Annotated in this window: 18 protein-coding genes; 13 read left to right on the top strand and 5 right to left on the bottom strand. The window is 72.0% G+C overall.

What is annotated here, in order from left to right; genetic code table 11:
• Positions 1 to 19: 19 nt before the first annotated feature.
• The 4 genes from ACZ6BB_RS10645 to nudC all read left to right on the top strand — a co-directional run bounded on the left by ACZ6BB_RS10645 (position 20) and on the right by nudC (position 9,585).
• Entirely contained in the window at positions 20 to 3,394 is a 3,375-nt protein-coding gene (locus tag ACZ6BB_RS10645; RefSeq protein WP_471614909.1) for an ATP-dependent helicase, read from the top strand.
• 59 nt (positions 3,395 to 3,453) lie between these two features.
• Complete coding sequence (locus ACZ6BB_RS10640; RefSeq protein WP_471614908.1) at positions 3,454 to 7,119, top strand: UvrD-helicase domain-containing protein; 3,666 nt, start codon at positions 3,454 to 3,456, stop codon at positions 7,117 to 7,119.
• Between the two features lie 10 nt (positions 7,120 to 7,129).
• Positions 7,130 to 8,542, top strand: a complete 1,413-nt coding sequence (locus ACZ6BB_RS10635; protein ID WP_471614907.1) for a dipeptidase — start codon at positions 7,130 to 7,132, stop codon at positions 8,540 to 8,542.
• A gap of 95 nt (positions 8,543 to 8,637) precedes the next feature.
• On the top strand, positions 8,638 to 9,585 hold the full coding sequence (gene nudC, locus ACZ6BB_RS10630) for an NAD(+) diphosphatase (protein ID WP_471614906.1): 948 nt from the start codon (positions 8,638 to 8,640) through the stop codon (positions 9,583 to 9,585).
• A 75-nt stretch (positions 9,586 to 9,660) separates the two neighbouring features.
• Here the strand turns inward: nudC and ACZ6BB_RS10625 are convergent, their stop codons facing one another.
• Complete coding sequence (locus ACZ6BB_RS10625) at positions 9,661 to 9,903, bottom strand: mycoredoxin (RefSeq protein ID WP_383880762.1); 243 nt, start codon at positions 9,901 to 9,903, stop codon at positions 9,661 to 9,663.
• A gap of 264 nt (positions 9,904 to 10,167) precedes the next feature.
• Here ACZ6BB_RS10625 and ACZ6BB_RS10620 point away from each other — a divergent pair, with 264 nt between their 5' ends.
• The 5 genes from ACZ6BB_RS10620 to ACZ6BB_RS10600 all read left to right on the top strand — a co-directional run bounded on the left by ACZ6BB_RS10620 (position 10,168) and on the right by ACZ6BB_RS10600 (position 14,098).
• On the top strand, positions 10,168 to 12,390 hold the full coding sequence (locus tag ACZ6BB_RS10620; RefSeq protein ID WP_471614905.1) for an ATP-dependent DNA helicase UvrD2: 2,223 nt from the start codon (positions 10,168 to 10,170) through the stop codon (positions 12,388 to 12,390).
• A 164-nt stretch (positions 12,391 to 12,554) separates the two neighbouring features.
• Positions 12,555 to 12,878, top strand: coding sequence for a hypothetical protein (locus tag ACZ6BB_RS10615; RefSeq protein WP_275456216.1), 324 nt, complete (start codon positions 12,555 to 12,557; stop codon positions 12,876 to 12,878).
• A 173-nt stretch (positions 12,879 to 13,051) separates the two neighbouring features.
• On the top strand, positions 13,052 to 13,420 hold the full coding sequence (locus ACZ6BB_RS10610; protein WP_005480495.1) for a WhiB family transcriptional regulator: 369 nt from the start codon (positions 13,052 to 13,054) through the stop codon (positions 13,418 to 13,420).
• On the top strand, positions 13,417 to 13,740 hold the full coding sequence (locus tag ACZ6BB_RS10605; RefSeq protein WP_471614904.1) for a hypothetical protein: 324 nt from the start codon (positions 13,417 to 13,419) through the stop codon (positions 13,738 to 13,740). Before ACZ6BB_RS10610 ends, ACZ6BB_RS10605 begins: the two co-directional genes overlap by 4 nt.
• 148 nt (positions 13,741 to 13,888) lie before the next feature.
• Positions 13,889 to 14,098 (top strand): hypothetical protein, encoded by a 210-nt coding sequence (locus ACZ6BB_RS10600; protein ID WP_471614903.1) that lies wholly within the window; start codon positions 13,889 to 13,891, stop codon positions 14,096 to 14,098.
• A 152-nt stretch (positions 14,099 to 14,250) separates the two neighbouring features.
• On the opposite strand, the gene ACZ6BB_RS10595 is transcribed toward ACZ6BB_RS10600, so the two are convergent.
• Positions 14,251 to 15,606 (bottom strand): ABC1 kinase family protein, encoded by a 1,356-nt coding sequence (locus tag ACZ6BB_RS10595; protein ID WP_471614902.1) that lies wholly within the window; start codon positions 15,604 to 15,606, stop codon positions 14,251 to 14,253.
• Positions 15,599 to 16,864 (bottom strand): TOMM precursor leader peptide-binding protein, encoded by a 1,266-nt coding sequence (locus ACZ6BB_RS10590; protein WP_471614901.1) that lies wholly within the window; start codon positions 16,862 to 16,864, stop codon positions 15,599 to 15,601. Before ACZ6BB_RS10590 ends, ACZ6BB_RS10595 begins: the two co-directional genes overlap by 8 nt.
• Before the next feature lie 219 nt (positions 16,865 to 17,083).
• On the opposite strand from ACZ6BB_RS10590, the gene ACZ6BB_RS10585 reads away from it, so the two are divergent.
• The 4 genes from ACZ6BB_RS10585 (at position 17,084) to ACZ6BB_RS10570 (ending at position 20,994) form a co-directional block, all read left to right on the top strand.
• Complete coding sequence (locus ACZ6BB_RS10585; protein WP_471614900.1) at positions 17,084 to 17,680, top strand: M48 metallopeptidase family protein; 597 nt, start codon at positions 17,084 to 17,086, stop codon at positions 17,678 to 17,680.
• Positions 17,681 to 17,923: 243 nt separating this feature from the next.
• The gene (locus tag ACZ6BB_RS10580) at positions 17,924 to 19,528 is read left to right on the top strand and encodes a TerD family protein (protein ID WP_471614899.1); all 1,605 of its coding nucleotides are present in this window, start codon (positions 17,924 to 17,926) and stop codon (positions 19,526 to 19,528) included.
• Positions 19,529 to 19,536: 8 nt separating this feature from the next.
• The gene (locus ACZ6BB_RS10575) at positions 19,537 to 20,214 is read left to right on the top strand and encodes an AIM24 family protein (RefSeq protein ID WP_319362763.1); all 678 of its coding nucleotides are present in this window, start codon (positions 19,537 to 19,539) and stop codon (positions 20,212 to 20,214) included.
• Between the two features lie 27 nt (positions 20,215 to 20,241).
• The gene (locus ACZ6BB_RS10570; RefSeq protein ID WP_471614898.1) at positions 20,242 to 20,994 is read left to right on the top strand and encodes an AIM24 family protein; all 753 of its coding nucleotides are present in this window, start codon (positions 20,242 to 20,244) and stop codon (positions 20,992 to 20,994) included.
• Between the two features lie 144 nt (positions 20,995 to 21,138).
• Here ACZ6BB_RS10570 and ACZ6BB_RS10565 read toward each other — a convergent pair whose 3' ends face one another.
• Complete coding sequence (locus ACZ6BB_RS10565) at positions 21,139 to 21,654, bottom strand: NUDIX hydrolase (RefSeq protein ID WP_471614897.1); 516 nt, start codon at positions 21,652 to 21,654, stop codon at positions 21,139 to 21,141.
• Entirely contained in the window at positions 21,651 to 23,066 is a 1,416-nt protein-coding gene (locus ACZ6BB_RS10560; RefSeq protein WP_471614896.1) for a zinc-dependent metalloprotease, read from the bottom strand. The genes ACZ6BB_RS10565 and ACZ6BB_RS10560 overlap by 4 nt, the downstream gene beginning before the upstream one ends.
• Positions 23,067 to 23,216 lie beyond the last annotated feature (150 nt).

Raw genomic sequence — 23,216 nt, 5'->3', positions numbered from 1 at the left:
ACCAGGACCGGCGAACCACGTGAGCTCCTCTTTCTCCACCAGGCGCCCGTCGCACTCCCAGGTGCGACAGGGGAGCCGTGGCGCTTATCGACTGGTGCGTACCCCACCGGCCCGAAGGAACCCCCCTCCTCTGGACGCCGAGCAGCGCGCGGTGGTTGACCACCGGAGCGGCCCTCTGCTCGTCCTCGCGGGCCCGGGTACCGGCAAGACGACCACCCTCGTCGAGTCCGTTGCGGCCCGCGTCGCCCGGGGAGCCGACCCCGCGCGCGTCCTGGTCCTGACCTTCAGCCGTAAGGCCGCGGTGGAGCTGCGCGACCGGATGGCCCTGCGCATGGGCGCCACGCGCGCCCCGCAGGCCACCACCTTCCACTCCTTCTGCTACGCCCTGATCCGCGCCCACCAGGACAGCGACCTGTTCGTCGAGCCCCTGCGGCTGCTGTCCGGCCCCGAGCAGGACGTGGCGGTGCGCGCACTGCTCGCGGGTCAGCCCGACCTGGAGCGCCTTGGCCTGGCGCATGTGCGCTGGCCGGACGAGCTGCGCGCCTGCCTGACCACGCGCGGGTTCGCCGACGAGGTCCGCGCGGTCCTCGCCCGGAGCCGCGAACTGGGCCTGGCCCCCGAGGACCTGCGGGCCTTCGCCGCGCGCATCGGCCGACCGGACTGGATCGCGGCCTCCGCCTTCCTCGCCGAGTACCTCGACGTCCTCGACCTGCAAGGAGTGCTCGACTACGCGGAACTGGTCCATCGCGCCGTGCTCCTCGCCGGCCGCCCCGGCGTCGCCGAGCGGCTGGCCGCCCGGTACGACGCGGTCTACGTCGACGAGTACCAGGACACCGACCCCGCCCAGGTACGGCTCCTGAGGGCCCTCGCGGGCGGCGGCCGCACCCTGGTGGCGTTCGGCGACCCCGACCAGTCGATCTACACCTTCCGGGGCGCCGACGTGAACGGCATCCTGGAGTTTCCCTCGGCCTTCCCGCGCGTGGACGGCCGCCCGGCCCCGGTCGCGGTCCTCAGGCACTCCCGCCGCTCGGGCGCGGAGCTGCTGGCCGCCACCCGGCTCCTCACCCAGCGGATGCCGCTCACCCGCCTCCCGGCCGAGAAGGTGCGGGCCCATCGCGAGCTCCGGCCCGTACGGGACGGGGGCCGCGTCGAGGTCTACACGTACCCGACCCCGGGCACCGAACTGGACAACATCGCGGACGTCCTGCGGCGGGCCCATCTGGAGGACGGCGTCCCCTGGAGCGAGATGGCCGTCCTGGTGCGCGCCGGCGCCCGCACGATCCCCTCGATGCGCCGCGCCCTCACCGCCGCGGGCGTCCCCCTGGAGATCGACGGCGACGATCTGCCCCTGCGCCACGAACCCGCCGTCCAGCCCCTGCTGACGGCCCTGCGGGCGGTCGCGCGGGCGGAGCTGGAGACGGCGGACGTGGCAGCCCCGGTCGAGGAGCCCGACGGCCCGCCCGGTGAACCCGAAGGCCCGTCCGACGGCCCGTCCGGCGAACCCGGCCCGCGGCGGACCTCCTGGCTGGACACCGAGACCGCGCTCACCCTTCTCGCCTCCCCCCTCGCGGGCATGGACACCGCCGATCTGCGGCGCCTCGGCCGGGCGCTGCGCGAGGAGGAGCGGGCCGGCGGGAACCCCGTACCACCCCCCTCGGACGAGCTGCTGACTCGCGCACTGGCGGAACCGGAGCGACTGGTGGCGCACGATCCGGTGTACGCGCGGGGGGCGCAACGCCTGGGCGCGCTGCTGCGGAAGGCCCGGGAGCGCCTCGCGGGCGGCGGCACCGCCGAAGAGGCGTTGTGGGAGCTGTGGGACGGCACCCCGTGGCCCAGGCGCCTGGAGCGGGCCGCGCGGCGCGGCGGTGCGGCCGGGCGCAACGCGGACCGGGACCTGGACGCCGTGTGCGCGCTGTTCGCCACGGCGGCGCGCGCGGAGGAGCGCACCGGCGGGCTCGGGGCCCTCAACTTCCTGGCCGAGATCGAGGCCGAGGACATCGCCGCGGACACGCTCACCGGACGGGCCGTGCGCCCCGACGCCGTACGCCTGATGACCGCGCACCGCTCCAAGGGCCTCCAGTGGCGCCTGGTCGTCGTCGCGGGCGTCCAGGAGGGCCTGTGGCCGGACCTGCGGCGTCGAGGCTCGCTCCTGGAGGCCGACCGCATCGGCCGCGACGGTCTCGCCGAACCGCTCACCCCGGGCGCGCTGCTCGCCGAGGAACGCCGGCTGTTCTACGTGGCCGCCACGCGCGCGCGTGAGCGTCTCGTCGTCACCGCGGTGAAGGCACCGGCCGACGACGGCGACCAGCCCTCCCGCTTCCTCGCGGAACTCGGCGTCGAGCCCAGGGACGTCACCGGGCGCCCCCGCCGCCCGCTGTCCGTCGCCTCCCTCGTCGCCGAACTGCGCGCCACCACGGTGGACCCGCGCGTGTCGGACCCCCTGCGCGAGGCCGCGGCCCTGCGCCTGGCCAGGCTGGCCGCGCTCAGCGACGAGGACGGCCGCCCGCTGGTGCCGTCGGCGCATCCTTACCGCTGGTGGGGGATGTTCGAGCCCACCGAGAGCAAGGTGCCGCTCAGGAACCGCGACCAGCCCGTCGTGCTGTCCGGCAGCGCCCTCGACCAGCTCGCCAACACCTGTGCCCTGCAGTGGTTCCTGGGCCGCGAGGTGAAGGCGGACGCGCCCGCGACCGCCGCCCAGGGCTTCGGCAACGTCGTCCACGTCCTCGCCGACGAGGTCGCCTCCGGCCGGACCCCCGCCGACCTCGACGTCCTCATGGAGCGCCTCGACTCCGTGTGGAACGCGCTCGCCTTCGACGCGCCCTGGAAGTCGGAGCAGGAGAAGCAGCACGCGCGCGTGGCGCTCGAACGCTTCCTGAAGTGGCACGTCATGGACCGTGCGGGCCGCACCCCGGTGGCCAGCGAGCACGACTTCGACGTCACCCTGGAAGCGGGCGACTACGAGGTGCGCATCCGCGGCTCCATGGACCGCGTCGAGACCGACACCGAGGGTCGCGCGTACGTCGTCGACTTCAAGACGGGCAAGCAGGCCGTGAGTTCGGGCGAGGTCACCCGCCACCCCCAGCTCGCCGTGTACCAGCTCGCGGTCCGCGAGGGAGCCGTCGACGAGCCCTTCGGCGGCGTACGGCCCGAACCGGGCGGCGCCGAACTCGTCCAGCTGCGGCAGGGCGCCGCCAAGAAGAACGGCGGCGAGACCGTTCCCAAGGTGCAGGCCCAGGAACCCCTCAAGGGCGAGTGGGTGGGCGATCTGCTGGCCACGGCCGCGGGCAAGGTCCTGGACGAACGTTTCTCACCCACCGCGGGACAACACTGTGCACACTGCGCTTTCCGGGCGTCGTGCAGTGCCCGGGCGGAGGGCCGGCACGTGGTCGAGTGAGGCCCGCCCGCGGGACGACCCGGCATCCGTTGTCAGTGGCCCCCGCTAGCCTCTCTGGAATGTCCGCCCGTATCAGCGACCCCGAGCAGCTCAAGGAGCTCCTCGGCATCCCCTTCACCCCGGAACAGACGGCCTGCATCATCGCGCCGCCCGCCCCGCAGGTGATCGTCGCCGGAGCCGGGTCGGGCAAGACCACGGTGATGGCCGCGCGCGTGGTGTGGCTGGTCGGCACCGGACAGGTCGCGCCCGAACAGGTGCTCGGCCTGACGTTCACCAACAAGGCGGCGGGCGAACTCGCCGAGCGCGTGCGCAAGGCCCTGGTCAGGGCGGGCATCACCGACCCGGACGTGATCGACCCCGACCACCCGCCGGGCGAGCCGGTCATCTCCACGTACCACGCCTTCGCGGGCCGCCTGCTGACCGACCACGGCCTGCGCATCGGTCTGGAGCCCACCTCCCGGCTCCTGGCCGACGCCACCCGCTACCAGCTCGCCGCACGCGTGCTCCGGGAGTCGCCGGGCCCGTACCCGGCGCTGACCCGCTCCTTCCCTGACCTGGTCGGCGACCTGCTGACCCTCGACGCCGAACTCGCCGAACACCTGGTGCGGCCCGAGGACCTGACCGCCCACGACACCGAACTGCTGCGCGAACTGGAGGTTGTCGAGCTGACCAACGCGGACCTTCGCAAGGTCCCCGAGGCGGCCGCGGCCCGACGCGAACTCACCGACCTGGTGGTCCGCTACCGCGCGGCCAAGCGCGAGCGGGACCTCCTCGACTTCGGCGACCAGATCGCCCTGTCCGCCCGCCTCGCCGGGCTCCCCGAAGTGGGCCGCCTCCTGCGGGACGAGTTCCGGGTCGTCCTGCTCGACGAGTACCAGGACACCTCGGTGGCCCAACGCGTCCTGCTGGCCGGACTGTTCGGCGGCGGCACCGGCCACCCCGTGACCGCGGTCGGCGACCCCTGCCAGGCCATCTACGGCTGGCGCGGTGCCTCCGTCGCCAACCTCGACGACTTCCCCGACCACTTCGCCCACCCCGACGGCCGGCGCGCGACCCGCCAGGCGCTCAGTGAGAACCGCCGCAGCGGCGGCCGTCTGCTCGACCTCGCCAACGGCCTCGCGGAGCCCCTGCGGGCCATGCACGCGGGCGTGGAGGCCCTGAGGCCCGCCCCCGGCGCCGAACGTGACGGCGTGGTCCGCTGCGCCCTGCTGAACACGCACGCCGAGGAACTCGACTGGCTCGCCGATTCGATCGCCCACCTCGTGCGCACCGGCAAGGAACCCGGCGAGATCGCGGTCCTGTGCCGCACCGCCACCGACTTCGCCGAGATCCAGGGCGCGCTCGTCGCCCGCGACATCCCGGTCGAGGTCGTCGGCCTCTCCGGACTGCTCCACCTCCCCGAGGTCGCCGACCTCGTCGCCGTCTGCGAGGTCCTCCAGGACCCCGGCGCCAACGCCTCCCTCGTCCGCCTCCTGACCGGCCCCCGCTGGCGGATCGGCCCGCGCGACCTCGCCCTCCTCGGCCGCCGGGCCAGGCTGCTCGTCGCCCACGCGCGCGTGGACGGCGACGAGGACCCCGACCGCCGGCTCGCCGCGGCCGTCGAGGGCGTCGACCCGTCCGAGGTGATCTCGCTGGCGGACGCCCTGGACACGTTCCTGGAACTGCCCCTCGAAGCCGAGGGGGAGGACGACGGCCTGCCGTTCTCGCCGGACGCGCGCGTGCGCTTCGCCCGCCTCGCGACCGAACTGCGCGACCTGCGCCGCTCGCTTGCCGACCCGCTCATGGACGTCCTCCACCGGGTGCTCACCGTCACCGGCCTGGAGGTGGAACTCTCCGCGTCCCCGCACGCGCTCGCCGCCCGCCGCCGCGAGACCCTGTCCAACTTCCTGGACATCGCCGCCTCCTTCGCCTCCAACAGCGCCGGCGAGGCCACCCTCCTCGCCTTCCTCGGCTTCCTGCGCACGGCCGCCCAGTACGAGAAGGGCCTCGACAACGCACTGCCGGGCGGCGAGAACACGGTCAAGGTGCTCACCGCCCACCGGTCCAAGGGCCTGGAGTGGGACGTCGTCGCCGTCCCCGGCCTGGTCACCGGCACCTTCCCCAGCACACAGGGCCGAGAGAAGTGGACGGCACAGGGCAAGGTCCTGCCGCACGTGCTGCGCGGCGACGCCGACACCCTTCCCGACGTCGGTGCCTGGGACTCGCGTGGACTGAAGGCCTTCCAGGAGGCCATGAAGGACCACCAGCACACCGAGGAACTCCGCCTCGGCTACGTCACCTTCACCCGGCCCCGCTCCCTGCTGCTCGGCTCGGGGCACTGGTGGGGCCCGTCCCAGAAGCGCCCACGCGGGCCGTCCGACTTCCTCACCGCCCTCCACGACCACTGCGCGGCCGGGTACGGCGAGATCGAGGCCTGGGCCGACGAACCCGGAGAGGGCGCCGAGAACCCGGCCCTGCACCAGTCGGCGGCCGACCACGCCTGGCCCCTCCCGCTCGACGACACGGCCCTGCTGCGCCGCCGCGCCGCCGCCGCGACCGTACTGGCCCACCTGGAGAGGGCCGCGTCCCACGAAGGCACACACCCGGGCACCGACCACGTCTCGGACCCTCCCTCCTCCGACCACCCGGACTGGCCACCACCGCCGGACGACGAGGAGCCCTATGACGAGGGGCCCCATTACCCGGGGCCCCATGACGAGGACGCCCACCCGGACGGCATGCCCCACGAGGACGACGGACCACCGGCGGACGTCTTCGGGGGCCCCGGAGGGGAGGACACCGGCGACTGGGACTCCTGGTCGTCGGACCGTCCCGCACGGGCGGTGCACGCGCGCGTGGAGCGCCCGGAACAGGAAGCGCGACCGCCGGCGGTGCCGCACGCCCGCAGGCACCCCGCGGCGTCCGGCCTCAGCCCCGAGGAAGCACGTACCGTCGCCTCCTGGGACCGCGACCTGGACGCCCTCACCGGAGAACTGCTGCGGGCCCGCGCCAAGGTCACCGACGTACCCCTGCCCGCGTCGCTGACGGCGGCGCAGCTGATGCGCCTGGCCGCCGATCCGGACGGCTTCGCACAGGAGCTCGCACGCCCCATGCCACGTCCCCCGCAGCCCGCGGCGCGTCGCGGCACCCGCTTCCACGCCTGGGTCGAGGCCCGCTTCGAAGAGCTGCGGCTGCCCATGCTGGAGCCCGGGGAACTGCCCGGCAGCGAGGCCGAGATCGCCGACGAACTGGATCTGGAGGCCCTCAAGGAGGCCTTCGAACGCACCCCCTACGCCCACCGCACGCCGTATCGCGTCGAGGAGCCCTTCCAGCTGGAGATCGCCGGACGTGTCGTACGCGGCCGCATCGACGCCGTGTACCGCCTGGGCGACGGCGACGGGGGGAGCGACGGTGACGGGACGACGACGTACGAGATCGTCGACTGGAAGACCAGCCGCACCCGCACCGCCGACCCGCTCCAGCTCGCCATCTACCGGCTCGCCTGGGCCGAACAGCATGGCGTGCCCCTGGAATCCGTCGCGGCGGCCTTCCTGTACGTCCGCTCGGGCGACGTCGTACGGCCGAAGGGCCTGCCCGACCGGGACGCGCTGGAACGGCTGCTCCTGGAGGATCCCGGCGCCGACGGGGGACCGGTTCCCGGCACACGGCGCCCGGAACCGGCCGCGTACGGAAGCGGGGCGGTCACCGACGAACCGCCGGACGAGCACGTCGGTGCGGGCCGATAGGCTCGGAGGCATGAGCCAGCCCGTTGACAGCGACGTCAGCGTCGTCCGTACGTACATCCAGGACCACCGTGCCGCCTTCCTCGACGACCTCGTGGAATGGCTGCGCATCCCGTCGGTGTCGGCGCAGCCGGAGCACGCGGCGGACGTACGCCGCAGCGCCGACTGGCTGGCCGCCAAGCTCCGGGAGACCGGCTTCCCCACGGCGGAGGTCTGGGAGACGCCGGGCGCCCCCGCCGTCTTCGCGGAATGGCCCGCCGAGGACCCGGACGCCCCCACCGTCCTGGTCTACGGACACCACGACGTGCAGCCCGCCGTCCTCGCCGACGGCTGGGACACCGACCCGTTCGAACCGGTGATCCGCGGAAACCGCCTCCACGCGCGCGGAGCGGCCGACGACAAGGGCCAGGTGTTCTTCCACACACTCGGCGTCCGCGCCCATCTCGCCGCCACCGGCCGGACCGCCCCCGCCGTCCACCTGAAGATGCTGATCGAGGGCGAGGAGGAATCGGGCTCCCCGCATTTCCGCGCGCTCGTCGAGGAACACGTGGTGCGGCTCGCCGCCGACGCGGTCGTCGTCTCCGACACCGGCATGTGGGCCGAGGACACCCCCACCGTCTGCACCGGCATGCGCGGCCTCGCCGAGTGCGAGATCCAGCTGTACGGCCCCGACCAGGACATCCACTCCGGCTCCTTCGGCGGCGCCGTACCGAACCCGGCCACCGAGATCGCGCGCCTCGTCGCCGCCCTGCACGACGAGCACGCGCGCGTGGCGATCCCCGGCTTCTACGACGGCATCACCGAACTCACCGACCGCGAGCGCGAACTCTTCGCCGAACTGCCCTTCGACGAGGAGCGTTGGCTGCGCACGGCCAGGTCCACGGCAGCGCACGGCGAAAGCGGACACACCACCCTGGAACGCGTCTGGGCCCGTCCGACCGCAGAGGTCAACGGCATCGCAGGCGGCTACCAGGGCGCGGGCAGCAAGACGGTCATCCCCTCCTCGGCCATGGTGAAGCTGTCCTTCCGCCTGGTCGCCGGACAGGATCCGGACCACATCCGCAAGGCCGTCACCGCCTGGGCCGCCGAGCGCGTTCCCGCCGGGATCCGCCACGAGATCACCTTCAGCGGTTCCACCCGCCCCTGCCTGACACCGCTGGACCACCCGGCCCTGCGGTCGCTGGTACGGGCCATGGGACGCGCCTTCGAGCAGCCGGTCCGCTACACGCGCGAGGGCGGCTCCGGCCCCGCCGCCGACCTCCAGGAGGTCCTCGACGCACCCGTGCTCTTCCTGGGCATCTCCGTCCCCTCCGACGGCTGGCACGCCCCCAACGAGAAGGTCGAGCTGGATCTGCTCCTCAAAGGCGTCGAGACCAGCGCGTACCTCTGGGGCGAGCTGGCCAGAAGCCCCCGCGAGGGACACTGAAGAAGGCTCCGCACACCCGAGCCCACCCACCCGCCGGCCGCCCCGCCGAACCGCCCGCCCCATCAACCGTTCCACCGGGGGAGTTGGAAGCACCCGTGACCACCTGGACCGACCACACCGCCGACCGTCCCATCGCGCTCACCGCCCCCAGCGGCATCGACCGGGCCGCCCACCACCGGCTCGACGAGGCCTGGCTCGCGGCGGCGTGGAGCCACCCCACCACCCGCTGCTTCGTGGTCTCCGGCGGCCAGGTCCTCATCGACGAGACCCCGGACGGCACCACCGAACTCGTCATGACCCCCTCGTTCGAGGCTCCGCTCACCGAGGCGCACCGCTACTTCCTGGGCACCGACCCCGACGGTGTGAGCTATTTCGCACTCCAGAAGGACGCGCTCCCCGGCCGCATGGACCAGTCCGCGCGCCCGGCGGGCCTGCGCGAGGCGGGCATGCTCCTGTCGCCGCGCGACACGGGTCTCATGGTCCACGCGGTCGGCCTGGAGAACTGGCAGCGCACCCACCGCTTCTGCTCGCGTTGCGGCGAGCGCACGGTCATCGCGGCGGCCGGCCACATCCGCCGCTGCCAGGCCTGCGGTGCCGAGCACTACCCGCGCACCGACCCCGCGGTGATCATGGCGGTCACGGACGACGACGACCGCATCCTCCTCGGCCGCCAGGTCCACTGGCCCGAGGGACGCTTCTCCACCCTCGCGGGCTTCGTGGAGCCCGGCGAGTCGATCGAGCAGTCCGTACGGCGTGAGGTCCACGAGGAGGTCGGCATCACCGTCGGCCAGGTCGAGTACGTCGCCAGTCAGCCCTGGCCCTTCCCCTCCAGCCTCATGCTGGGCTTCATGGCCCGCGCCACCTCGACCACCGTGGACGTCGACGGCGACGAGATCCACGAGGCCCGCTGGTTCTCCAGGGAAGAGCTGCGGGCCGCGTTCGAGTCCGGGGAGGTCCTGCCTCCTTACGGCATCTCGATCGCGGCCCGACTGATCGAACTCTGGTACGGCAAGCCCCTGCCGACGCGAAGCCACATCGGCTAGCACTCGTCCGCGGCGGTCAGGACTCCTGGTCGCGGCGGCCCGGACTCGTCCGCGGCGGCCGGGACTTGGCTGCCGCTACGCGCCGATCTTCTGCTTGACCTGAGCGAGCGAGGGGTTCGTGAGCGTCGAGCCGTCCGGGAAGAGGACGGTGGGGACCGTCTGGTTCCCGCCGTTCGCCTTCTCCACGAAGGCGGCCGAATCCGGGTCGTGCTCGATGTTGATCTCCTCGTACGTGATGCCCTCACGGTCCATCTGGCTCTTCAGCCGGCGGCAGTAGCCGCACCACGTGGTGCTGTACATCGTCACAGTGCCCGGCATGTCCCTGGCGCTCCTTCACGGTCTGAGGGGTGCTGCTCGCAGTGAGTGGAACGTACGCGACACGCCCGCCATTCCCTTGCGCGGGTGGCGTCCACCACCTTCGCCGGCAGGTCCGCCGCAGCGGCGACAGCGGTGTCCGCCGCACCTCGGAGGGACGCCCGCCGCATCGGACGCGAGGGCGCCCCCCCCGAATTAGTACGACTGCGAGGGCCCGCCTGTGGACAACTCGCTCAGCCGTCTCGGGGGACCTGGCAGCATGGCCGTGTGACAGCAGCAACGCACTCCACCCTCTTCCCGCGGGTCCCCGACTCGGCCGACGCGGTGCTCGAAGGGCTCGACCCCGAGCAACGCGCGGTGGCGACGGCCCTGCACGGCCCGGTGTGCGTGCTGGCGGGCGCCGGTACGGGCAAGACCCGGGCGATCACCCACCGGATCGCCTACGGTGTGCGCGCCGGGATGCTCCAGCCCGCCAGCGTGCTCGCCGTCACCTTCACCAACCGCGCCGCCGGAGAGATGCGCGGCCGCCTCCGCCAGCTCGGCGCCGCCGGAGTCCAGGCCCGGACGTTCCACTCGGCCGCGCTGCGCCAGCTCCAGTACTTCTGGCCGAAGGCCGTCGGCGGAGCCATGCCACGCATCGTCGACCGCAAGATCCAACTCGTCGCGGACGCGGCAGCCGCCTGCCGTATCCGTCTCGATCGCAACGAACTCCGCGACGCCGCAGCGGAGATCGAGTGGTCCAAGGTCACCCGGACCGTGCCCTCCGACTACGCCGCCGCGACCGCCAAGCAGGGCCGCGACGCCCCCCGGGACCCGGCGGAGATCGCCCAGATCTACGCGACGTACGAGGAGCTGAAGCGCGAGCGGGCCGTCATCGACTTCGAGGACGTCCTCCTGCTCACGGTCGGTATCCTCCAGGACCGCCAGGACATCGCCGAGCAGGTCCGCTCCCAGTACCAGCACTTCGTGGTCGACGAGTACCAGGACGTCAGCCCCCTCCAGCAGCGTCTCCTGGAGCTGTGGCTCGGCGACCGGGACGACCTGTGCGTCGTGGGCGACGCCAGCCAGACGATCTATTCGTTCACCGGCGCAACTCCCGACCATCTGCTCGACTTCCGCCACCGCCACCCCGGGGCCACCGTCGTCAAGCTGGTCCGCGACTACCGCTCCACCCCGCAGGTCGTCCACCTCGCCAACGGTCTGCTGTCCCAGGCCCGCGGCCGCGCCGCCGACCATCGCCTCGAACTGATCTCGCAGCGCCCCCCGGGCCCCGAGCCCCGCTACACCGAATACACGGACGAGCCCGCCGAGGCCGAGGGAGCCGCCCGCCGCATCCGGGATCTCGTCGCCGCCGGTGTGCCCGCCGGAGAGATCGCCATCCTGTTCCGGACGAACTCCCAGTCCGAGACCTACGAGCAGGCCCTCGCGGACGCAGGGGTGCCCTACCAGCTGCGTGGCGCGGAACGCTTCTTCGACCGTCCCGAAGTACGCAAGGCGGGTGCCGCGCTGAGAGCCGCCGCCCGCTTCGGCGGCAACGACACCCTGCTCGAGGACGCCGTCGACCTGCCCTCGCAGGTACGGGCCGTGCTGTCCGGCGAGGGGTGGACCGGCGAACCGCCCGCGGGGTCCGGCGCGGTCAGGGAACGCTGGGAGTCGCTGGCGGCCCTGGTGAACCTGGCCCACGACTTCGCCGCGGCCAGGCCCGAGGCCACGCTCGGCGACCTCGTGGCGGAACTCGACGAACGCGCGAACGCCCAGCACGCCCCGACCGTCCAGGGAGTCACCCTCGCCTCCCTGCACTCCGCGAAAGGGCTGGAGTGGGACGTCGTCTTCCTGGTCGGTGTCGCCGAGGGCATGATGCCGATCACCTACGCGAGAACGGACGAACAGATCGAGGAGGAGAGACGACTCCTCTATGTGGGGGTGACCCGCGCGCGCGAACAGCTTTCGGTCTCCTGGGCCCTGTCCAGGGCGCCCGGCGGCCGCCCCAGCCGCCGTCCCAGCCGCTTTCTCGACGGACTGCGCCCCGGCTCCACCGCCAGGGCGGGCCGGACCGGTGCCGGGGGCACCGGGGGCGTCGAACTGGGCTCGGCGGGCGGCCGCGCAGGTGCCGGCATGGCCGCCGGCACCGAGACGGTCGCCCGCCGCACCAGCCGGACGCCTGCCCGCTGCCGTGTCTGCGGGCGCACCCTCCGGGACGCCGGCGACATGAAACTGATGCGCTGCGAGGACTGCCCCTCCGACATGGACGAGGGCCTGTACGAGCGACTGCGCGAGTGGCGCGCCGTCCAGGCGCAGCGCAGCGGCCAACCGGACTTCTGTGTCTTCACCGACCGCACCCTGATGGCGATCGCAGAAGCGGGGCCGAGCACTCCGGTTGAGCTCGGTCGCATCCCAGGTGTGCGCACCCGCAAGCTGCAGCGCTACGGGGCCGATGTTCTCGACATCTGCGCAGGTCGAGAGCCTGGGTGCGAGGACGGCAACGACTGATGCGAACTCGTCGAAAAAATAGTTTGCGCATGCCCCGGGAATCCCCATAGGTTCTTAGGCACGAGAGCAGCGGCCTTCTCGAAGGCCCCGGTTTCGTGGTGTACTTCATATCCGTCGGATTGGCTTGCGCCGGTCCCCATAGACGCCGAGAGGAGGCGAGTCCAGTGATCAGCATCAACACCAGCTTCACCAGCACGGTCAAAATGACCGATCGCTCGGCCGTCTCCCTGTGCATGCTCGGCGTCTCGAACCTGGGTACCGGTCTGTCCGCCATCACTGGCGACCGTCCGGCTCCCTCCGTGTCTCTGGCGGGTCTTCCCGTCCGTGAGCGCAACGAGCGACCGACCAAGGCACTGGAAGCAGCAGTAGAGGCACAGGCCCAGGCCTATGCCTTCGCGGCGGCCGGTGCCGGATTCCGGAAGCAGACGACGCAGCACCACCTGATGTGGGCCTTCCGTGGGCCTGAACCCTGGAGTGATCCAGCCTGATCGACGATCAGGCCGGCGCCTTCAGGGCCGCGGAACCCCATCCGGGATCCGCGGCCCTTCTGTTTGTCCCCGACCGGGGACTACAGAGCGAAGGGGCCTCGGGACAAGAAAAGAACCCGGTACCAGCCGCCACCGGCCAACAGGCCGGAACGACCAGACGAGGAAGACGAACCGTGCAACTCGAAGCGCACGCCCCGTCCGTACCGCCTTCCGAAACGATCCCCCCGCCCGGCCTCACGGAGGACTCCACCTTGACCCCGCTCACCGCGCTCACCGCGCTCGACGACGCCATCGAGAACCTCGGCGTGCCCGTACCCTGCCGCTCCTACGACCCGGAGGTCTTCTTCGCCGAGTCGCCGGCCGACGTCGAGTACGCCAAATCCCTCTGCCGCACCTGCCCGCTGATGGAGGCCTGCCTCGCCGGCGCCAAGGAGCGGCGTGAGCCCTGGGGCGTCTGGGGTGGCGAGCTCTTCGTCCAGGGCGTTGTCGTGGCCCGCAAGCGGCCCCGTGGCCGCCCGCGCAAGAACCCGGTCACAGCATGAACATCACCGGAACCATCGACCGCCCCCTCACGCACGATCCCAAGAAGCAGGCCCCGATGAAGCCGTCCGCGAGTGAGCCCGCCGGCTCCGCGACTCCACACTTCACCACCACCGGCGCGAACGCCTCGCGCCAGAACAGGACCCGAGAGATGCATCTCATGCCAGAAGCCCTGGCTCGTGCGCATATGCACGAGCGCCTGCACCAGGCCGAGCAGGAACGCCGGGCCATGCGCCTGGCGGTCGCCCGCCGGATGCAGCGCCGGGCCGAGCGCGCGTCGATGCGTGCCCGCCGTGCGCTCGCCATGGCGGTCATGCAGTAGCCGCCGCGCGGCAACCGACACAACCAGCCTGGCCAGGCACATCAGAACCACCGACAGCAGTGGTACCCGCGGGGGCCGGTCCTAACGGGCCGGCCCCCGCGGTGCGTGGTGACCACGGATCCGCCGACCACGGGGCTATCGTCGCCGAGTGACGAGTCTTTCCGGAGACAGCGACAACTGCGGCTCGACCGCAGAACCCCACATCCTTGTGTGCGCCCGCTGCGGCACCACCGCCGGAGCCCCTCAGCCCCTGTGGATCTGTTCCGTGGAGCACGGCCGACGGCACTACTTCTGCGAGACCTGCACCCGGGAGAACCTGCGGGCGATCGAGGGACGACTGGAATCGGCCCGGTGGTGAACCCCGGGCCGTTCCCGGATGCCGTTCCCCGGCCCGGGGAACGGCATCCGCGTACCGGCCCCTGACCGTGCCCATGCCGCTGCCCGCGCCCGTGGCCATGCCCGGGGCTGGGATCGTGCAGACAGCCGACGAGCCGTCGCCGCGCGAACCGGTCACGCCTCCGCGGCCGACTCTTCCTCCTCCTCTTCGGGCAGGAAACCGGGCAGCCACTCCTCCAGTTCGTCGCGCATGCGGACCGTTGCGCCGAGTTGGCACAGGACACCGATGGTGCTCAGCGTCACCCGGTGGATGAGGAGGTAGGACGGGGGCAGGTTCAGCTGCTTGCCCAGCTGATGCGCGGGGGAGCGGGGGTCGGCGATGCGGGCGGCCTGACTGCGCATCCAGCCGCGGGCGAAGGAGAACTCGTCGGCGCGGACCGGTTCGATGATCGGGTGCAGATAGTCGAGGACCGCGTCCGGGTCCAGGTCTATCGACTCCTTGACGAATCCTTCCGCGCGGAGCATCTCGTAGACGGCTTCCGCCTCGCCCTCGATCGTCATCCGAAGGGCCGCGCCGATCGTGGCCGGCAGGCCGCCCGGCAGACGGTCCACCGTGCCGAAGTCCAGGACGCCGAGGCGCCAGCCGAGCTTCTCGTCCGGCAGGAGGCGGAAGTTGCCCGGGTGCGGATCGGCGTGCAGGAGCCCGGTGCGGGCCGGACCGGAGAACAGGAAGCGGGTCAGCAGTTGACCCGCCCGGTCACGCTGCTCCTGAGTGCCGTCGGTGATCACCTCGGAGAGAGGGGTGCCCTCCATCCACTCGGTCACCAGCACCTGGTCGCACTGGTGCACCACGGCGGGGACCACGACGTCCGGGTCGTCCGCGAATTCCTCCGCGTGCGCCTGCTGGGCCTGGGCCTCCAGGCCGTAGTCGAGTTCCTCGGAGACTCGGTCCCGTAGCTCCGCGATGAGCGGTTTGATGTCCATCCCGGGGATCAGCGGGCCCAGCAGGCGCGCGAACCGGCTGAGCTGGCCGAGGTCGGAGAGCAGGGCCTCGCCCGCGCCCGGGTACTGCACCTTCACCGCGACAGCGCGGCCGTCGTGCCAGACCGCGCGGTGCACCTGGCCGATCGAGGCCGCGGCGGCCGGCTTCTCCTCGAACTCCAGGAACAGCTCCTGCCAGTCCTCTCCGATGCGTTCCTCCAGTACGGAGTGCACCGTGCGGGTCGGCATCGGGGGAGCGGCGTCCTGGAGTTTCGTCAGAGCCGCGCGGTAGGGGCCCGCGACCTCCTCGGGGAGCGCCGACTCGAACACGGACAGGGCCTGCCCGAACTTCATCGCACCGCCCTTCAGTTCGCCCAGGACCTTGAACAGCTGCTCCGCCGTGCGCTGCTGGAGTTCGCGGCCCACGAGCTCCGCCGACTCGCCGACGATCCGCTTGCCGAGTCCCCAGGTGGCCCGGCCCGCGATGCCGAGCGGAAGCGCGGCGAGCTTGGCGGTCCGGGTGACCGCCTTGCGGGGAAGATCAGACATGCGCCCTCCAAGTCCCAGCAGGCCGTGCCGCGTGTGCCTTGCGGGACAACCTCGTTGACCGCTGTTGCTCCGCCATTGTCGCGCGCGCTTCCCCCTCCTTCGGGGTGTGTTCCTTGTTACCTTTCGCGCCGTCGCCTTTTTCGGCGGCTGAGCAGGAGCACGCGGCGTGGGGCCAGACCGGGCGTGGGTGCCAGTCGAAGCCGGGTGCCGAGACCTCCCAGCGGGCTCCCGCGCTGGACGGCAGCTGCCCGTCGAGGAACGCGAGCGCGTGCCCCGCGGCCAGTCCCGCGACGGTCGTGGCCAGCGTGACATCACATGCTTCGAGCTGATGGGGGCGACCGGAGCGCCACTGGGCGACCAGCCGTGGCCAGGTCTCGTCGCGGTCGGCACGGCTCTGGTCGAGGCAGCCCGCACATCCCGTCTCGCCGGGCAGGACCAGCGGGCCGACCACGCCGGTCCCCTCCACCACACCGGCATAGAGGTGCGGCGTGCCCGAGGCGATGAGCGGTTCGGCGGCCGAGGGCTTCGGAGCGTGGACGTCGACACCGGCACGCGGGGCCAGCACCACCAGTGAGAAGCCCGGCTCCTCGCGCAGACGGTCCGTCGGTGGGTCCTCGGCCGGGTTCGCCTGCTGCCGGGCCCCGCGGCGGCGACGGGGCGGGCGATCGGGTGCCGCGTGGCGGGCGGCGCGGCGCGCGGCCATGTCCCTGCGCTCACCGATCGACTCGGCCGGCAGACCACCGGGTGTCACGTCCCACGGCTCCACCCGGCCGAGGTCGCGCACGTCCACCTCACCGACGCCGGCGGCCGCGAGCAGGGAGGCGAGCGTCGCGCCCACCCTGCCCGCGCCCCGTACCTGCACTCTCAGTGACCGGCGGGCCGCCAGACGTTTCAGGGCGTCGCCAGGTTCGGGCGCGATCAGCGAGAGGGCGGCGGCGTCGGGACGCAACCGCTCCATGACATCCCGTTTGCCACGCAACTCGTCCGCGGCCGGACCGCCGCCCGTCGCGTCGTCCAGCAGGCCGGAGCGGGTGAGCCGGTCCACCAGGCCGTCCACATGGCCGTCCGGCAGCCCCATCCGGCGTCCTTCCTCGCGCAGGAGCGGCAGCCCGCGTGTCCCGTCGAGCAGGGAGAGGAAACTGCCTGTCGCCGTGTCCATCGGGCCCAGCACCATGGCGTGCGCCGGTGCCAGACCGAACTGCACGGTGTTGAGATCCCGCCAGCCGCGCCGGAGCGCGGGCTTCACCATCGGATGCATGATCGGCCCCCGTCAGCCCTGGATAGGTCGCTGTGTGCCGGCGGTGCGAGTGCACGGTTCGCCGACGAGTGCCAGCATGCACGGACCGCGACGATGCCTGTCGAAAGTTGTCCACAGGCGACGGCATCCGTAGTACAAATCCGGCGCTCGGAGGGCGGATCGATATCGAACCCTTCCGGACGCGGGACTTCCCCCGTGTGCAGCGGGTAACGTCGGGACGTGCCCGCCGACCCACTGCACCGCGCCGGAAAGCCACAGCGCAGCACGACGAGCCAGCCGCCGAGCGGCTCACGAGCGAGCGCGATCGAGGTCCGCAGGAGCGCGCGACGGCGTAGAACCGTCTCCGCGTACCGCGAGGGCGATCGCACCGTCGTGCTCATCCCCGCCCGGATGTCCGAGGCCGAGGAGCAACGCTGGGTGACCGTCATGCTCGACAAGCTGGCGGCGCAGGAAAGCAAACGGCGTCTCGGCGACGCCGAACTGACGGAGCGCGCCGCGCGGCTCTCGGACCAGTACTTCGGTGGTCGCGCCCGGCCCGCCTCCGTCCGGTGGGTCACCAACCAGAACACCCGCTGGGGCTCCTGCACTCCCGCCGAGGGCAGCATCCGCCTGTCGCACCGGCTGCAGGGAATGCCCGAGTACGTCGTCGACTACGTCCTCCTCCATGAACTCGCGCACCTGCTCGTACCGGGGCACGGGCCCCGTTTCTGGCAGCTGCTCGAGGCGTATCCGCGCACCGAGCGGGCGCGTGGCTACCTCGAAGGGGTGGTCGCCGCCGGCCGGCTGCCGCACCTGCCGGTCGCCCCGGACGAGTGACACCGCTTTCCGGCCGCCCCGCGGAACGCGGTTCGGCCCGTGCTCCGTAGGCGCACAGCGGCCCGAAGGTGAGCATCGGGGAAGGGGTATCGCGCATGTGTGTGCGTTTGTGGGACCGGTGACCGAAGTCGCGCTTTTGTACCGGCTCTGTACCAGCCTCGTACGCTTCACGACTTTGCGGTTAGCCTGACGCGACGCACTCGCAGGCGCACGCACTTTCGGGATGGGGGACGGTCGTAACGCATGGCCAGGGAATTCCAACGCGGCCACAAGGCCAAGATCAGTGACCTCACCGCGGGTACGGATCTGTACGTAGGCGTACAGATCTCCGGCCCCGGGCTGACCTTCGACATCAGCTGCTTCGGTCTGGACGCCGACGAACGGCTGTCGGACGACCGCTACTTCGTCTTCTTCAATCAGCCGAAGTCCCCCGAGGAGTCGATCCAGCTCCTGGGTGCCCAGTCCGGTGACACGGAGTCCTTCCGCGTCACCCTGGACAGGATCCCGCCCCAGATCCAGAAGCTGTCCTTCACGGCGACCATCGACGGCAACGGCCAGATGTCGCAGATCGCCCCCGGATACGTCCGTATCGTCGCGGGTGGCGAGGAAGTGGCCCGGTACCCGTTCGACGGCTCGGAGTTCTCCACCGAGCGTGCCGTGATGCTGGGTGACTTCTACCTGAAGGACGTGTGGCGGTTCGCGGCCGTCGGACAGGGCTTCGACGGTGGCCTCGACGCACTGCTGAAGAACTTCGGTGGCGAGGTCGCGGAGGAGGAGCCGGCCGCCGCACCGCAGCCGCCTCAGTCCGGTGCCACCCCCGGCTTCGCGCCGCCCGCGTTCGGCGCCCCCGCCTCTCCGGCGGCTCCGGCCCCGGTGCCCACGCAGGGGTACGCGCCCCCGGCGCCCTCCCCCTCCGTGCACGCCGCGCCGACCATCGCCGCGCCCCTGCACACGCCGCCCGGCGGCAGCGTTCTGCCCCCGGCACCGCAGGGCGGCCCGTTCACCCCGCCCGGTGCGCCCCAGGGCGGTCCGTTCACTCCTCCGGGGGCCCAGCCCCAGGGGGGTCCGTTCACACCCCCCGGCGCCGCCCCGCAGGGCGGACCGTTCACGCCCCCCGGTGCTCCCGGCCCCTTCCCGGGGCAGGCCCAGCCCTTCGGCGGTGGCACGCAGCTCGCGCCGGTGCCGCCGGAGGCGGGACTGCGGGTCGTCCTGACGAAGTACTCCGAGGCACCCGTCGGGGACCGCTGGACCGAGCAGAACCCGCAGCTGGTGCGGACGACGCTCACCAAGGGCGCCAACATCCTCGCCAAGCAGGGCAGCATGGTTGCCTACCAGGGCGACATCGACTTCGCCCACAAGGGTTCCGGCCTGCTCGGCAAGTTGACGGGCCAGCTGACCGGCCAGGGCATGGCCCTGATGCGCTGCTCCGGAGACGGTGAGGTGTTCCTCGCGGACGAGGGCAGCCGCCTCTTCGTCATCCGCCTGGAGAACGAGCAGCTCTACACCAGCGCGCCGGGCGTCCTCGCCTTCGACGAGTCCCTGGACACGGAGGTCCGCCGGATCGAGGGCGCGGGCCTGCCGGGCGGCGGCCTGTTCAGCATGCTCTTCTCCGGCACGGGAGCGGTCGTCGTCAAGACGCGCGGCGTTCCCGTCGTCCTGCCCGTCGGCCCGGCCACCTACGTCGACGGCAACGCCGTCATCGCCTGGTCCGCCGGCGCGCAGGCCGTCACCACGACCTCGCTCAGGCTGCGCCGCTCCGGGTACGCCCGGCAGACCCAGGAGGCCGTCAACCTCCAGTTCCGCGGCGCGCCCGGCAACTTCGTCGTCGTCCAGCCCTTCGAGGTGTGAGGCAGAGCATGGACCTCCAGACACTCAACGCCCACCGCTCCGCCGCCACCGGCGTCCGCATGAGCGTGCACAGCTCCAAGACGCTCAAGGTCACCATGGTCACCGGCCAGGATCTCCTGGCCAAGGCCGGCTCGATGATCGCGTACGACGGTTACGTACAGTTCGACGGCCCGCCCGCCACGCTGCGGCGCAGCGCGGAGGAGATGGTCAGCGGCGAGGGCGGCAAGCTCATGCTCTGCCGGGGCGACGGCGACCTGTATCTCGCCGACTACGGCGGCGACGTCCTCATCCTCCACCTGAACAACGAGGCTCTGTCCGTCAACGGCCCCACATTGCTGGCCTGCGACGCCTCGCTCCAGCTCACCATCGAGCCGGTCAAGGGCCTCGCCAAGCTCTCCGGTTCGGGCCTGACCAACCTCGTGATCCGCGGCACCGGATGGGTCGCCCTGGTCAGCCGGGGCGTGCCGATCTCCCTCGACTGCGCCGAACGGGAGACGTACGTCGACCCGGACGCGCTGATCGCCTGGACCGACGGCCTCGACATGAAGGCCCGCCGCACCATCAAGGCCGGTGCGCTGATCGGCCGGGGCAGCGGCGAGGCCTTCCAGATCGGTTTCAAGGGACGGGGCTTCGTGGTCGTCCAGCCCAGCGAGGACACCGGCGACCGTTTCAAGATCCGTGGCTGACCGGGGCCGAGAGGAGAACAGCACACCATGCACAGCACGCTCTTCGCGCACATCCCGGTGAACCACACCGAGCGCTACACACTGCAGAACCCACAGCTGCTCAAGACCGATGTCACCATCGGCAGCAGTCCCGTCCTGGCTCGTCAGGGCGCGATGGTCGCCTTCGAGGGGCAGGTCGACTTCGACAGCCAGTACCGAAACCGCAGCTGGCGCAACGCCGAGCGGATGACCGGTGAGCGCCTCGAACTCATGCGCTGCAAGGGCAACGGGGTCGTGTATCTCGCGAACTTCGCGCAGTACCTGCACATCACGGAGGTCGGCCGTGGCATCACCGTCGACTCCTCCGCCGTCCTCGCCTTCGACGGCTCCCTGAACGTCGGCATCGTCGCCGTGGACAGCGCCGTCGAGGTGGCCTCGGCCGGGGCGTACAACCTGGAGCTGTCCGGCGGCGGCAAGGTCGTCCTGATGACCTCGGGTGCGCCGCTCGCGCTCGAAGTGACGCCCGAGAAGAACATCTGCGTCGACTCGGACGCGGTCATCGCCTGGTCCACCTCGCTGCGGACCCAGCTCCAGGCGCCGACCTCGACGTCCGCGGTATGGCGCCGCAGGGGCTCCACCGGTGAGGGCTGGGAGATGCACTTCGGGGGCCACGGGCACGTCCTGGTGCAGCCGAGCGAGCTGCTGCCGCCGCAGCATCTGCGCACGTCCGGGGTGCTCGGGCAGTTCGGCATGGGAGGCGGCGGTCTGAGCGGCAACTCCCTCGGGGGCAGCCGCAACTGATCAGCAGGCACGCGCGTCGGCACATCGGTAAGGGGCGTCCGCTTGGCGGACGCCCCTTACCGTGTCCGTCCCCCCGGCGGGGGCCTGCCCACCGCCCGTCGGCAGCACACCCCCCGCCCACCGACGTCACACCAAAGAGCGAGGTCAGAGCCGTGCTCGTGTGGCGTCCAGCAGACGTACGACCGACTCGTCGGCGACGGTCGGAACCTCGGCGTAGGAGAACCAGCGCAGGTCGAGGGACTCGTCGCTGATCGCCTCGACGGCGCCGACCGGGGCGAGGGCGCCGTACTGGACGTCGAGGTGCCAGGCACACGGGGTGTGATGGCGGTCGAGACGGACCGGACCGCCGGGCAGGAGCGTCAGGCCCGCGATGCCGGACTCCTCCGTGGCCTCGCGCAGGGCGGAGCCCGCCAGCGTGCTGTCCCCGGGCTCGCAGTGGCCGCCCATCTGGAGCCACATGCGCAGTTTCCTATGGAGCGTGAGCAGCACCCGGCCGCGCTCGGGATCGATCACCAGACCGCTCGCCGTGATGTGCCCGTCGCCGCACGCCTTCCACATGCCGTCCGGGTGGGCCGCGAGGTGGTCGAGATACGCCTGGCGCAACTCGGCCTGGTCCTCGTAGCTCTTCAGTACGAGGACCGCGTCGTCGTGCAGGCTCACTCGGTGTCGTCGTCCTTCTTCTTGAGGTCCGGCTTCTCGGTGGAGCCGGACGCGGCCTCGCCGAGCATCTTGTCCAGCTCGGAGAAGTCCAGCTGCTCACGGTGGACGAAGCCGTCGGGGTCGTCCAGGTCGGAGGCGGTGGGCAGCATGTCGGGGTGGGCCCACAGGGCGTCGCGGCCGTCGACACCGCGCGCGTCGGTGAGGGACGCCCACAGACGGGAGGCGTCGCGCAGACGGCGGGGGCGCAGCTCCAGACCGATCAGCGTGGCGAAGGTCTGTTCGGCCGGGCCGCCCGTGGCGCGACGGCGGCGCAGGGTCTCGCGCAGCGCGTCCGCGGACGACAGGCGCGGCTTCGCGGCGGCGTGCACCACCGCGTCCACCCAGCCCTCCACCAGCGCCAGAGCGGTCTCCAGGCGGGCCAGGGCGGCCTTCTGCGCCGGGGTGTCCTCCGGCTGGAACATGCCCTGCTGGAGCGCCTGCTGCAGCTCCTCGGGGTTCTGCGGGTCGAACTGGCCGACCACGTCCTCCAGCTTGGCCGTGTCGACCTTGATCCCGCGCGCGTAGCCCTCGACCGCGCCGAACAGATGCGAGCGCAGCCAGGGCACGTGGGCGAAGAGACGCTGGTGGGCGGCCTCGCGCAGGGCCAGGTAGAGGCGCACCTCGTCCTTGCCGACGCCCAGGTCCTTCCCGAACGCCTCCACGTTGATCGGCAGCAGCGCGGCCTTGCCGGCCGGGCCGAGCGGCAGGCCCACGTCGGTGGAGCCGACGACCTCGCCCGCGAGCACGCCCACGGCCTGCCCGATCTGCTGGCCGAACATGGCGCCGCCCATCGACTTCATCATGCCGATCAGCGGGCCGGCCATGGCCTGCATCTCCTCCGGCAGGATGTCGCCCATGGCTCCGCCGACACGCTCGGCCACCGGGTCGACGAGTTCCTTCCAGGCGGGGAGGGTGGCCTCCACCCACTCCGCGCGGCTCCACGCCACGGCGGAGCCCGCGCCGGACGGCAGGGACGTCGCGTCGTCGAGCCACAGGTCGGCCAGGCGGACGGCCTCCTCGACGGCGGTGCGCTCCGCCGGGCCGACACTCGCGTCCTTGGTGCCGTCGGCGGTCCCCTGGGCGACCGTCTGGCGGGCGATCTGCTTGGCCATGTCCCAGTTCACCGGGCCGCCCTCGTACGAGAGCATCTGGCCCAGCTGCTGGAAGGCGGCGCCCAGGTCGGTGGGGTTCATGGAACCGAACATCGCGGCGAACGGATTGTCGGCGCCGGGACCGCCGGCCCCGGGGAACCCGAAGCCGAACGGGTTGGCCGGTCCCTGACCACCACCGCTCTCCTGGTCCTTCTTCTTGCCCTCGTCGCCGTCGTCCGGCTCCTCCGGCGGAAGGCCGAATCCGAATGGGGTGTCACTCACGGGATTCCTCGGCTGATAGGGCCATCGGTTTTCTCCGACGGCACGGCTGCCCGAACACCACCCAGCCTAGACACCACGGCGGGTTAAGGCCTCGGTGCTCCGCCGACCGGTGGCCTGCGGCAGGATGGATGCCACCTGGTACGCACGCGT

This window comes from Streptomyces sp. NPDC041108 (assembly GCF_055592645.1).
Note: the sequence above shows the minus strand (reverse complement) of the source record. Positions and strands in the feature narration are given on the sequence as shown.